Origin of the sequence: Psittacicella gerlachiana, from assembly GCF_003585965.1 — a bacterium.
GTDB classification, from domain to species: Bacteria; Pseudomonadota; Gammaproteobacteria; order Enterobacterales; family Psittacicellaceae; genus Psittacicella; species Psittacicella gerlachiana.
The window spans coordinates 1-13624 of the sequence record NZ_NRJF01000087.1; the positions used below are offsets into that span (position 1 = coordinate 1).

General features: G+C 35.5%; 6 protein-coding genes and 1 pseudogene. 5 read left to right on the forward strand and 2 right to left on the reverse strand.

What is annotated here, in order from left to right; genetic code table 11:
• Positions 1 to 141: 141 nt before the first annotated feature.
• The 5 genes and pseudogenes from CKF59_RS03580 (at position 142) to CKF59_RS03600 (ending at position 10464) form a co-directional block, all read left to right on the forward strand.
• Positions 142 to 1644, forward strand: a complete 1503-nt coding sequence (locus CKF59_RS03580; protein WP_119534613.1) for a condensin subunit MukF — start codon at positions 142 to 144, stop codon at positions 1642 to 1644.
• Between the two features lie 17 nt (positions 1645 to 1661).
• A pseudogene (gene mukE, locus CKF59_RS03585) lies at positions 1662 to 2372 on the forward strand (chromosome partition protein MukE); the annotation flags it as partial.
• Positions 2373 to 2709: 337 nt separating this feature from the next.
• Entirely contained in the window at positions 2710 to 7176 is a 4467-nt protein-coding gene (mukB, locus tag CKF59_RS03590; RefSeq protein ID WP_119534614.1) for a chromosome partition protein MukB, read from the forward strand.
• A 439-nt stretch (positions 7177 to 7615) separates the two neighbouring features.
• Positions 7616 to 9382 carry a type I restriction-modification system subunit M gene (locus CKF59_RS03595; protein WP_119534615.1) on the forward strand — a complete coding sequence of 589 codons (1767 nt, stop codon included), beginning with the start codon at positions 7616 to 7618 and terminating at the stop codon, positions 9380 to 9382.
• A gap of 437 nt (positions 9383 to 9819) precedes the next feature.
• Positions 9820 to 10464, forward strand: a complete 645-nt coding sequence (locus CKF59_RS03600) for an outer membrane protein (RefSeq protein ID WP_222985561.1) — start codon at positions 9820 to 9822, stop codon at positions 10462 to 10464.
• Between the two features lie 343 nt (positions 10465 to 10807).
• On the opposite strand, the gene CKF59_RS03605 is transcribed toward CKF59_RS03600, so the two are convergent.
• Together CKF59_RS03605 and CKF59_RS08060 are read right to left on the reverse strand one after the other, a co-directional pair.
• Positions 10808 to 11881: a 2,3-butanediol dehydrogenase gene (locus CKF59_RS03605; protein WP_281270073.1), complete on the reverse strand. Its 1074-nt coding sequence runs from the start codon at positions 11879 to 11881 to the stop codon at positions 10808 to 10810.
• Between the two features lie 72 nt (positions 11882 to 11953).
• Positions 11954 to 12079, reverse strand: coding sequence for a hypothetical protein (locus tag CKF59_RS08060; protein WP_281270074.1), 126 nt, complete (start codon positions 12077 to 12079; stop codon positions 11954 to 11956).
• Between the last annotated feature and the right edge of the window lie 1545 nt (positions 12080 to 13624).

Below are 13624 nucleotides of genomic sequence, written 5' to 3' on the forward strand. Positions count from 1 at the left end.
AACTTTTAAGAAAAAATATTTTGGAGTTTTTAATAAAAAACTCCAAAAAATATGTGTTTTTTTAAGCGAACTAAAGTTATTTTTGCTAATCTATAAGATCGACAATAAAAAACTAACTTTTATTTTCCTATAGGGATATTTATGGAAAGCTCACAAGCTACATTTCATCTCAATGATATTTTAGATTGGGTGAACTCGAATGGGTTTTCAATAAACCTTTCCAGTGATCGCATAGGTTTTTTACTGGCGATTCACTCTTTTCAGCGTACAAGTACTAGTGAACTTTCTGAAGAAATTCTCATTGACTTGTATCGTCAAGTTTTAGCACAACAAAATAGTCCAGAGTTAACTGAGGCGACCTCTGCGGCTCGTGCTAATAAAATTATTAATGATATGGTAACGCAAAAGTTACTTAATCGTTTTAGTTTAGATTTTGCTGAAGACGAAGAAGTAGCGAATCAATCTTCGATTTATCGTCTTTCTCCTCTTGCTATTGGCATTGCCGATAACTACCTAAGACAAAAGGAATTTTCTCAAGTAGGTTTAAGTGTGCAGTTAGCAATGGTAGCTAAGGAAATGCACGAGATTACGCAAGTGAGCCAAAAAACTGGAGATTATAGTTTTTGGAGTACTAATGTCTACGCTCCGCTTCGCTATTCAGTAGCAGAGATTTTTGATTTAATTGATTATCGTCAACGTGAGTTAGATGAAGAACAACATCAAATTAAGCAACAAATTTCTGATCTCTTGTCTAAAGATTGGGCTGCGGCTATAGATAATTGTAAAAACCTCTTAGCTTCTACAGGTGATACCTTACGTGAGCTTCAAGATACTTTAAGTTCCGCAGGGGATAAATTGCAAGCTCAGTTATTAACTATCTATTATGCAATTAATCATCAACTTGAGGCTTTAAATACTTTAGAGATGTTAAGCCAAGAACCTGAGTTAAGAACCGGATTATTTAGGGATAATACCGAGTTATTAACTTTAGTTGATCACTTAGAGCAAGATTTTAGTGATCTTGAGCGTGAAGAGCTTAAAGGAGTTTTCTTCTTAATCAACGATTTAATTACCCATTTACAAACAAAGTTAGATCGTATTATTTCTTGGGGACAGCAAAGTATAGACTTATGGATAGGTTTTGATCGTCATATTCATAAATTTATTCGTAATACCATTGATCTCGATAAAAATCGAGTATTTTCAACCCGTTTACGTCGTTCAGTAAGCGAGTATTTACAACAACCATTTTTCTTAACTTATGTTGAACAGCAAAGGATTCTTGATTTACGTACTGAAGCTCAAGATCTAGTAGAAGGTGAAGAAGTTGGTGAAATTCCTGAGGCTATTAGCTATGAAACTTATGATAATGTTCAAGATCAAATAGCTTTAGCAATGGAAATGGTATTAACTCCATTTAAACAAAATCAAGAACCTTTGGATATAGCTTTAATTTTACGCAAGATCTTACAAGATAATCCATTAGCCATTCATTTTGATGTGGCGCGAATTTTTGTGGAACAAGCGATGCGTCTTGGGGTAGCTGCTGATGAATTAGCCGGAGTCCAAGCAGTATGGCAAGATGTCAATGCATATCATGCCCAAGTCCAAGCCCATGTGATTAATCGTTATCCAAGGCAATAGGTTGAAGATAGAAAATTATGAGTAGTAATCGTATTAGCTTATCAAATAAGTTAATTGAGGCTTTGAGTAGCCCCTTATTTCCAGAGCTAGATAATCAATTAAGAGCTGGGAAGCACATTTGTAGTGAAGATATGGAAAAACATAGTTTTATCCATGAGTACTTTAATGAACTAGATAGTTTTTATCGTCGTTACAATGTTGAACTTATCCACGCTCCGGAAGATTTTTATTATTTACGTACCAAGAGTACAAGCATTATTGCCAGTTCGCAACTTAATGAATTAGAAATGCTAGTCGGTAAGGTACTTTGCTTACTTTATTTATCACCAGAGCGTTTAGCTCAACAAGGTATTTTTACCGCCCAAGAAGTTTACGATGAATTAGTTTCTTTGGTTGAGGTTGAGCGTTTAGTAAAACTAATAAATCCTCGTTCGACAGGTTCAGATTTAGATAAAGTAAAGCTTTTTGAAAAACTCCGTTCGGCGTTAAATCGTCTTGCTCGCATGGGGATGATTAGTTTTCTTGGCAAAGATAAAAGTAAAGATAAATTCTTAATTCGTAACGCTTGTTTCCGTTTTGGAGCAGAAGTACGTACGGGTGAAGATATTACCCAAGCACAAGAAAAACTTATTCGTTCAGGGGAGGCAGTGACGCCTGCTTCTTTAAAATTAGCGGCTCAAGCTGAATCTAATTTAGATTCATTACAAACATCAAATGTAGGTGAGCAAGCTGAACAAGATTCATTTGCCGATGAGGCTGAACTAGCAACCGAGAACTTTGCCCAAGACTGGGCTAAAGCTGAGAGTTTTACACAAGAGCAAAGTGAAGTAGTTGTACAAGATGATCTTGAAGAAGATGAGTTTGTTGATGAAGATGAGTTTAGCGACCTAGACGAATTTGACGAAGATGATTTTGAGCAAGAAGATGAAGAGGAGTTCGATGAGCAAGATCACGAACTTTTAGAAGATCTTGACGATCAAGATTCTGAGTTGGCTAAAGAAGATTTACTTTATCAAGACAATCCATCATTTACGAAAAAATAGGTTATAGAGATAGGTAGCAAAAATGCTAAAACGAGGAAAGTTTAAATCCTTAATTATGATGAACTGGAATGGTTTTTTTGCACGAAAATATGATCTTGATGATCTTGTTACCACCCTTTCTGGGGGTAATGGTGCTGGTAAATCAACCACCATGGCAGCGTTTATTACCGCTCTCATTCCAGATTTAAGTTTACTACATTTCCGTAATACGACTGAAGCGGGATCAACGTCAAGTTCTCGTGATCGTGGCTTACATGGAAAACTAAAAAGTGGAGTTTGTTATGCCGCTCTTGAATGTGAGAATTCTCGTGGCGAAACCATGCTTTTTGGGGTAAGATTACAACAAGTTGCCGGTCGTGATAAAAAAGTTGATTTAAAACTTTTTTCGATTATGGGCTTAAAAGGACAAGAAGTTACGAGCTTGTTTTTACAGCAACTGGGGGCAAACAAAGCTAAAATTGTTCCGCTCAATGATCTTAAAACTATTTGTGAGCAACAAGGTTTAGTCTTAAAAACCTATCATTCTTTAGGGGACTATCATGCCCAAATGTTTGATTATGGGTTTTTACCAAAGCGTTTACGTACCCCACAAGATCGCTCACGCTTTTATCGTTTAATTGAAGCCTCTTTATATGGAGGAATTTCTTCAACTATTACTAAATCTTTACGTGAGTATTTACTGCCAGAAAACGGAAGCGTAAAACGTGCGTTCCAAGATATGGAAGCGGCGATTTTAGAAAATCGCATGACTCTAAATAAAATTGAGCAAACTCGTGCAGATCGTAATTTCTTCCGAGATCTTGTTGATGCGGCCGTAGATTATGTAGCCGCTGATTATGTATATCAACATAATCAACGCAAAGAGTTAGTGCTGGGGTTATTAGCTGCTCGTAGTCACAAACATAAACTACAAACTCAGTCGCAAACCTTGACTACCAAAGTGCAAGCTTATGCTTTAGAGCAACAACAGTATCAAGAGAATTATCAACAGTTGCTTACGCAGTATGAACAGGCAAATGAATATCATAGCCTCTTAGTTTCAGCTTCTCGTCTGCAAGGGCAATATGATGAAGCACTACAAAAAGTTGAGCAGTTACGTGAAGAACTTGAGATAGCAAGTTTAAAAGCCGAAGATATCGCAATTGCTCGTGAAGAACTCAGCGACAATATTATTGGTAAAGAAAGCCAAATTGATAACTTACGTCGCCAGTTAAGTGATGCTCAAGCTGCTCTTGATCAACAAGCTACTCGTCAGGTGCAATATAAACAAGCAGTAGCTAAGTTTAATAGTTTTAATCAAGACTACTTAGAGCATTACCAGCAATTAACTCCTGAACTACAAACCTATGGGGAACAAGCTCTAGAAGTTGAGCAAATTGTAGCTTTAAGTGGTAAGTTTAACCAGCCTTTAGCTCAAGTTAATCAACGTTTCTATGAGTTAGACATGGCACAAAAAGTGAGTCAAAACTCAGGAACTAAGCGTAAACAAGTGCTTCAAGCTTTACAGCAAGTAGCAGGACGTGAAGTAGCAGCTCCACAAGCCTATGCTTTAGCTCAAAGTCTAGTCAAAGGAGCAATTCTTAAACGCAATCTTGCTGAGCGTAGTGAGCAGTTAGAGCGTGAGTTCAACAGTTTACATCAACGTCGTGAGCAAGCTCAAGCGAGTAATAATCAAGTAACGCAATTACAGCAACAGTTAGGTGAAACCTTTAGTTCACGAGAAGAACTAGTGGAGTACTTTGAGGTAAATCAACAAGCTTTTGCACAAGTTGATGAACAAAGAAACCAAGCTAAGGATCAAGTTGCCGAGTTACAAGCGCAAATGAGCTTGATCAATAATCAGCTCAATTTCTTACAGCAACAGCGTTTACCTTACTTAAAAGCTCAAGAAGAACTACAAAAAATCAATGCTAAATTAGAGCAACCTATTACCCATGCTCCGCAAGCTCGTGAGCTTCTTGATCATTATCTAGGTTTAAGTAATCGTCAAGGGTTACAAGTACAAAACCTTGAAAAACAACGTGATCAACTCCAAGAGCAAATTTATAAAGTTGAAAAACAAGGCATGGGAGTAGATCAGCAATTACAGTATATTGCTCAAGATCTTAATGGGGTGCTGTTATCAGAAATTTATGATGATATTAGCATCGATGATGCTCGTTACTATGCTGCTCTCTATGGTCCAGCCCGTGATGCTATAGTTGTTCCGAGTTTAGCGGGGATTGAAGAAAAACTGCTCCAATTAAAAGATGTACCATCAGATTTATATTTAATTGAAGCTGATTTTAATGATTTTAATGAAGGTATGTTTGATAGTACCTTATTAGATGATAACTCAGTGGTAGTAAGAGTAAATGAACAGCAGTTACGTTTCTCGACTATTCAAGAAATGACTACCTTTGGGCGAGCGGCAAGAGAGAAATTTTTAGAGCAAGCTAAAGCTGAACTCAAAGATGTGCTCTATCAACTAAATGAACTGGAAACTGAGTACTTCCAGCATAAAGCTCTAGCTGAGAGTTTAACATCATTTATTGCTCAATACTTTGATATAGCTTTTAGAGAAAATCCCGAAGGGCAAATTAATCAATTACAACGTCAATTAACCAATTGCGAACGTGAAGTAACAAATTTACGTCGAAACCTTGACAGTTATAATGCTCAAATTGCGGATTTTACTCGTAAAAATGGAATCTTAAATCGTCTGCTCAATATCTTTACTCATGCCGTGGACTCGCTCGAAGATGATTACCAACGTGTACGTAATGACTTAAATCAAGCTAAGGAAGCTCAAAGATATATTCAACAATATGCTGAAGCCTTAGCGGTCTTAGAACAAGACTATAGCTTGCTTCAATACCAAGTCGATGAGCAAGTGGATTTAAGTACAGAGCTGGCACAAGTAAAAGCTGAGCAAGCACTTCTTAGTAATCTCCAAAACCTTGCTCTAGAGGTAGTAAGTCGTCAAGAACACTTTAAGTACAAAGACTTAGGTGAACTTGAAGGTGATGAACTTGCAGAAAGCTTAAGAGAGCAGTTAAAAGAACTTGAACAAGTTTGTAGTCAAGAAAAAGAACAGCTCAAGCAACAAGCGCAAGCACACGAACAAGCTCGTCAGCAAGTATTTAAGTTTGAAGCTCAGTTAACTTCAGCTCAAGAGACACTCGAGCAATTAAGCGATGACTTAAAACAAACGGGAACTAATGTTACTCCAGCAACCGTAGAAGCTGCTAAAGAAAAAGCAAGCAAGCTTTTACAAGAGGTTGAGCAAGTCAAAGAGCAAAGTCTAAATGCTAAAAATGAGTATCAAAATAATCTCCAACGTTTAGAGATGCTCAAAGAGCAAATAGCTCAAGCCCAAAAAGACTTTAGTTTACAAAGAACCAATGTGGCTGATAATAAAGAGAAATGGCAAATTTCGCAACGCTTAGCTCAAGAAAACCATGTGGCGACGCGTTTATATCATCCAGAGTTCTTAGTTCTTAGTAATAGTGAGTTACGTTCGAAATCAGACCGTGCTTTAGGAGTATTACGTACTTTAATTAGTGATAATGAGTATTTACGTGATGCTCTCAAATCTTCTGAAGATTCACGTCGTCCTTTCTTAAAAGTAGAGTTCTTTATTGCGGTATATCAACATCTACGTGAGCGTATTCGCCAAGATGTATTAGCGACTAATGATCCAATTGAAGCTATTGAACAAATGGAAATTCAATTAGACATGTTAAGTAGCAAACTGGCAGAAAGGGAAAAATCTTTAGGGATTTCGGCTGTAGATGTAGCTTCAATTCTCGATAAAACTATTCAGAGAGAACAAAATCGGATTTGGCAATTAAACCAAGGGTTACAAAATATGACCTTTGGTCAGGTGAAATCGGTACGTTTAACGGCAACTTGTCGTGAGAGTCATGCTTTATTATTAAATGCGTTACGGGAAAGTAGCAGTAAACATGCTGATCTTTTTGAAAATAGTGAGTTAAGCTTTACCGAGTCTCTTGCTAAACTCTATCAACGCATCAATGTGGATTTTGAGGTAGGAACGAGAAACTATCAAACCATTGGTGAAGAGCTTCTTGATTACCGTAATTATATTGATTTAGGAATTGAAGTCTTCCGAGGTTCTGATGGTTGGCTCAAAGCCGAATCCGGAGCCTTATCTACGGGTGAAGCCATAGGGACAGGGATGTCGATTCTCTTAATGGTAGTACAATCATGGGAAGAGGAATCTAAACGTATTCGTGCTAAAGATTTACTTCCATGTCGTCTCTTATTCTTAGATGAGGCAGCACGTCTTGACTCTCGTTCGATTGGTACTCTCTTTGAGTTGTGTCAGCGTCAGCAAATGCAATTAATTATTGCTGCTCCTGAAAATATTGCTCCAGAAAATGGTACTACTTATAAACTCGTACGTACAATTGATGGTGATCGAGAATATGTACAGGTAATAGGTTTACGTGGTTTTGGACAAGCTCAAAGCAATAATGAATCTTAAAATATAAATAGCAAGAACTTAAGTTAAAAAATAATTAACTTAAATTAAACAAGTTCTTACATAAGTTAAATACAGGACGGGATTAGAATTTATTCTCGTCCTGTTTTTTTACGAACAAAAATGTCATTTTTTAGATAGATGTATTTATTTTCGAAGATAGAGATTAATCTTTGCGAGAAACTTGCAAAGAGAGTAAATAAATATCTCAAGGCGGGTAGAGATAAATATATAATAAATGACGGGTATTCTTGAGAAGTAATTGGTATTGTTAAGTAAGGTTTAAGGGAGGAGTCTTGTTTTTTTGTAGATAAACAAGAGTTTTTATTTACGAAAGAAATTGTCAAAAATTTAAAACTTTAAGATGGGGATATAGTATAATAAGAGTACGGAAACAATTCCAGAATTTCATCCCTTAACTTTTTATAAACAAGGATCTCTTATGAGTGAACAAAATCAACAAGTAGATACAACCCAGTTATTTAACCAAATTTGGTCAATGGCAAATAACTTAAGAGGGAACATGGATGCTTCAGAATATAAAAACTATATTCTTGGTTTCCTTTTCTATCGCTTCTTAAGTGAAAAACTTGAACAAGAGGTTTATGCTAATGAATTACTTGAATATAGCGTAGATTTAAATATTAGAGAAGAAGAATTTGCGAGCATGACCTTTGCTCAGGCTTATAAGCACGTACTTGAAGTTATGGTACAAAATGAAAAGCCTGGGATTAGTGAAAAAGATGAAGATTATCATACTTATTATAAAGCAGCTGCGGTAAAAGTATCTCAAGAAGCTAACTTAGCTTATACTATTTTACCAGAGTATCTGTGGAGTAATTTAATTGATTTAATTAACTCTAATAAAATCTTTGCTTCAACTTACACCGATTTATTCGAAGCATTTAATGAAGGGATTCTTGATGAAGGACGTGAAGATTTTGAAAACATCTTTGTTGATGTAAACTTAAGAGCAACACGTCTTGGTAGTGATAGTAATTCACGTACTCAATTCCTGAATGAAGTATGTCTAAAAGTAAATGACATGCACTTTAAAGATGAAAAAGGACGTGATCTTTTAGGAGCAATTTACGAAAATCTTATAGGTAAGTTTGCGGCTAATGCTGGTAAAACGGGTGGAGAATTCTATACTCCTCATGAGGTTAGTCAGTTAATTGCGCAAATTGTAACTCACAATGTGGCACAAATTCTCGAACCAAATGATGAGTTTCTAGTGTTAGACCCTACTTGTGGTTCTGGTTCATTACTATTAACTGTACGTACTGCGTTAAATAATAACCCAGAGTTTGTCGCAAAAACAGCTCTGCGTAATGCTAATGAAAGGGTAAAATTCTACGGGCAAGAAAAGAACTTTACGACCTATAACTTAGCGCGTATGAACCTGTTAATGCACGATGTGAATCCAAAAGATATGAAACTAGAAAATGGTGATACTTTAGATTCAGATTGGCCAACGGTTGATTTAGAAAACAGAAGTTTTGATGGTTTTGTGCATGCAGTAGTAGCTAACCCTCCTTATTCAGCTCACTGGGATCCAGCTCCAGAAAAACTTTCAGATCCACGTTTTGCTCCTTACGGGAAGTTAGCACCAAAAACTAAAGCAGACTTTTCTTTCTTACTCCATGGTTTATATCACTTAAAAGATAATGGAACCATGGCGATCGTTTTACCACACGGGGTATTATTCCGTGGGGCAGCCGAAGCTACCATTCGTAAAGCTTTAATTGAAAAGAACTATTTAGATACGGTAATTGGTTTACCAGCAAACCTCTTCTATGGTACAGGTATTCCAACAATTATTTTAGTTTTCAAGAAAAATCGTCAGAATCAAGATGTTCTCTTTATTGACGCTTCAAAAGAGTTTGAAAAAGATAAGAAACAAAATCGTCTTACAGAAGAAAACATTAACAAGATTGTTGAAACTTATGTAAATCGTGTTAATGTTGATAAGTACGCTTATGTAGCTTCAATTGATGAAATTATCGAAAATGATTACAATCTAAATATTCCTCGTTATGTAGATACTTTTGAGGAAGAAGAGCAAATCGATTTAGAACAAGTGATCTTAGATATAGATCGTGATAAAAAAGAAATTGCTCGTTTAGAAGCTTCTATCTATGCTCAATTAAAAGAATTAGGAGTAGATGTAGAAGAAATCATTAAGCGTAATCAAAAAGATCAAGACTAAGTGATCTTTATAGCTTAAGCTAAGCAATCATCGTAGCTTAAAAAGCTAAAGTCTTAACCCGATCTAGGTTACCTAGGTCGGGGTTGCTTTTATAAGCCCATAAAATTTCATTCTAGGAAAAAGAATCATTCTTGGTTTGCTTTAAAAATGGAGGTTTTTTTAAGATAAATACGAAAAAAACTATTACCATTTTTATGAAATTGGGGTAAAATAACTATGCTGAAGAAGCGTTCCTTAAAGGTTTCCCCGTTAAGGATGAGGATTCAACTAAGTATTATCTTGGTTTTTTTATTACAACTCAGCTTTGTTCAGTTAATGTTTAAATGTAATAGTCGTACTTATATTCAAGTGCGACTTTTTGTGTTTTCCAAGATAAAAGATGAGAAATCAGCCTTAATAGAGTATAATAAAGATATTATTTTATCTATGTGTATCTTTTGGAAATATTTATTCGTAAAGTATTTTTAGCAACTGCTTTAGCTTTAGGTTTAGTAGCCGGAGCGCAAGCAAATAGCACCAGCGATTTATATAATCGTTACAATAATGATCTCAAATTTAATCTTGCGGTAGGTTATGGTTTTACCAAATTTGGGAATATTGATCACAGCTTTTATGCTCCTGTATCTAAATTAGGAGTAGATTTTGCTCTTGCTCGTTTTGGTCAAGATCAGCGTCATGTAATTTATTTTGGACCTGAATTAGCTTTTACTTATAGTAGCAAAAACCTTGATAGTGGTAAATTTAAAGGTGAAGAGGCTGGAACAAGTATTGCAACTAAAGTAACGCAATATACTGTAGGCGTAAAAACTACCTATGTCCTTGAAACTCCAAATTTACCTGTAGATCATTATGTAAGTTTAGGTTTAGGAATGAATAATGTACATTATTCATTAAATAATGGTAGTGAGGGGACGACGCAAAATACTCATGGTATGTATGTAAGTCTTGAAGGTGGGGTAAAATTCCATATGGGTCTTACTTTAGGAGTTGAGTATCGTCACGCTTGGAAAACCGGCTTAAAAAATACCGCTTATGATACAAGTTCTAACTCGGTAAACCTTTTAGTAGGTTATGCTTTTTAAGATTTAAGTCTAACGAGCGAGAGTTATAAGCATAAAGTTTTAATTTATGCACTAAGAGTTAGGAGATAGATAGCCTAGTAACAGGATCTTATATTGTAATTTACAATTCAAGGGAAGCTAACTTAGCTTCCCTTTGCTTTTATCTTATGTGCTTTAGGGTTAAGCTGTGAGGAAGGAAATAAAAAAATGAAGCTAAAAGCTCCAAGTTTCTCTTACTCAAGATCCACATTACAGCTTGCTTCAGAGTTATGTAAACTAAACTTTTTAATTTATTTAAACTTTTTAAGGGCTAGGAGAAAACTCCTAGCCCTTGTTGATTGTATTTCTATATAGGAATAATGACTTATTCAGCTGTTGGTGGAACCACTAAGATTTTTACTTGTGATTTATCTGCTACTAGAGCATCAAAACCTTCAGTTACTACATCTTTAAGTTCGATAGTTTTAGTGACAAAATCTTCAGTACGGAAATAACCTTTTTCCATAAGTTTTAATACTACTGGGTGATCATTGTTATAACAAATTACCCCACGAAGATTTCTTTCTGGAATTACAAGGTTATTTGGTTGTAATTCTGCACGACGTTCCCAAATAGAAACGATCACCGTTTCCCCACCTGTACGAGCTGTTAACACTGCTGTTTCTAGAACTGCAGGTACACCTGTAACTTCAAAGGTAAAGTCTGCCCCACCATCTGTTAATCTGTGAACTTCTTCGACCACATTAACTTCTGTTGGATCTAAAGGAATTGCTCCTAAAGCTTTAGCACGAGCACGACGAGTTTCGTTTACTTCAACCGCAAAAATAGTTCCCGCACCAGCTGCTTTTAATGCTTCTACTACGAGTAAACCTATAGGACCTGCTCCAAATACTACTGCAGATTGACCTAATTGGATGCCTGATTTACGTACAGCATGCACAGCAACGGCAGCTGGTTCTACAAGAGCAGCTTGCTCATAGCTTACACTGTCAGGAAGCTTGTGAAGCATGTGTTCACCACATACTGAATACTCAGAGAAACCACCTACACCACCAGATAGACCTTGGAAACCTAATAATGGAGATAAGTGATATGCAGCTAATAAATAACGCCCATCTTTGTGTGGAGATAAAATTGGTTCACAACATACACGATCCCCAACTTTAACTCGAGTAACTTTTGAACCTACCTCTACAACTTCAGCTGACCACTCATGTCCCATGACAATTGGGGCAACATCGCCTGAAATTGGGTGTGGTTTGTCAACAGGAATAAAGATTGGACCAGCTAAATATTCATGTAAGTCAGAACCACAGATTCCACAGTATTTAATTTTTACTTTTACTTCATGTGGATCTTTAATTTCTGGAACTTCAATGTTTTCAACACGAATATCTTTAACTTTATGCCAACGAGCTGCTAACATAGTTTTAGTCATTTGGTACTCCTAAGTATAGTAGAAAAGATGTATAGAGGCGTTATTAATTCCTGAAATGAAAGTTAGAAACAACTATAAATTGTCTAGAGCTTCAAGATTATGTTCTTCTTTAAAGTGAAGTTGCATAAATCTTGTAATTCTTCTACGACGTTCTCTTTTTAAAAAAGGTCTGATAGTTGACATTCTTAAACGTTTCATTTGCCCTCTTAAAAAAATTATAAGATTCATTCTTCTAATTTTTTAAGAAAATAAATACAATTATCATCAATTGTCTTATCTAACTTCTCGTTCTCTCTAGTTGCGATAAGTATTAATAAAAGTAATTGTCAGGAAAAATCCTTGCCTTTTGCTTAGAATAGCAAAGGATTTTCTTTTTTGAGCAAAAACTTAGATGTAAGGAAAAAAAGATAGAGAGGAAATTACGAGGTAGTTAAGAATTTAGGAATTAGTTCAGATATAAAAAAAGACCGCTAGATTCAGGAGACTAATATAAGCCTTGACCTATATTAGCCACCAGAAACTGCGGGAACTAAAATCTCAGTTATCCTAGCTATTCTTTACTCGGTTACTAGGTTTAGTATAGTATACGCCAAAGTTGTGTTGTACCCGATAACAACCTACGCAGTGTATTCATAGCCCAGAGTCAACCCAAGAGGCTACCCTGACCTTACAATTACCACTGAACTAATCTTTTCGCTTTTCAAAGCTAAGATTGTCGCAATTTATTAGATCATAAACAACCTAATGCATTGGATGTAGTCTAAGAAATTTTCAATAACATTTACTCATTCACTTAAACTAGATCTTAGACCCAAGATAATAGTTCTGCTTAACCTTACCTATTCAGTTTGATAGTTTCCAAGCAAATCTACTTGGAGCCAATAACTAAGATAAACTGAGGATAGGCTAGTTAAGCTAAGCTACAAAAGGTTTCCCTTAGGTAGCCTATTTAAAATCAAAGATCGGTACAGATCTCTTGTTAGCAGTTAGTTAGTAAGATATCTATTTTTCTTTTAATAATTTAAGGTTAGGTTTTTCTATCAGTAAACACAGCTAACCGCCAACAAGAAATCAAAGGGAATTTGACGTGGAAAAGTCATTTGAACGAGAGCATTTTAAACTTGCTATGGTTATGTGGGAGCTAAAACATTAGTCGCATCACATGATGTAAGGGTTCAGACATTTGCTTACGTCAAATTATAAAGAAATCGGAGAGGCACTTAATATATATTTAAAAGTTTTCCTCGAAAGCTTTTAAATATAGATTAGGTAGATATGGGAAAAAGTCTTAGAGAGTTGGGATTACTTGATATTGATGGGCAGAGTTAAACGATATCCACTCAACTTTTAACAACCAAAAAAGAAAATAACTACATGACAAAGAAGTGGATCAACTTTTCGCTCTTAGGAGTTTTTATGAGATGAGGTATAAAAAGTAACTAATACCTCTCTAAGACCTACTTGACATATGAGGAAACATGAATCATCTTTATGAAAGCATGTTAACTATAAGGTATAACGGATTTGTTTAAGATATTTTTATAAATCAAAATTAGATACAAATAGCTCCTTAACTTTACTAGGTATTGTTAGATCATGAAGAAAGGAGCTATTGGAGGAGTTTAAACTAAGAATAATATTTACAATAAGAGTATATCTACTTGAGTTTGAAGATAAGATGATTATCTTCTCTTTCTAAATTTAGTTTATCACTATTTTTTATTAAAAAAAGTACCTTAAAAA

Coding starts and splice junctions, on each gene's coding strand:
- CKF59_RS03580 (WP_119534613.1), top strand. CDS start 142: ATGGAAAGCTCACAAGCTACATTTCATCTCAATGATATTTTAGATTGG.
- mukB (WP_119534614.1), top strand. CDS start 2,710: ATGCTAAAACGAGGAAAGTTTAAATCCTTAATTATGATGAACTGGAAT.
- CKF59_RS03595 (WP_119534615.1), top strand. CDS start 7,616: ATGAGTGAACAAAATCAACAAGTAGATACAACCCAGTTATTTAACCAA.
- CKF59_RS03605 (WP_281270073.1), bottom strand. CDS start 11,881: ATGACTAAAACTATGTTAGCAGCTCGTTGGCATAAAGTTAAAGATATT.
- CKF59_RS08060 (WP_281270074.1), bottom strand. CDS start 12,079: ATGAAACGTTTAAGAATGTCAACTATCAGACCTTTTTTAAAAAGAGAA.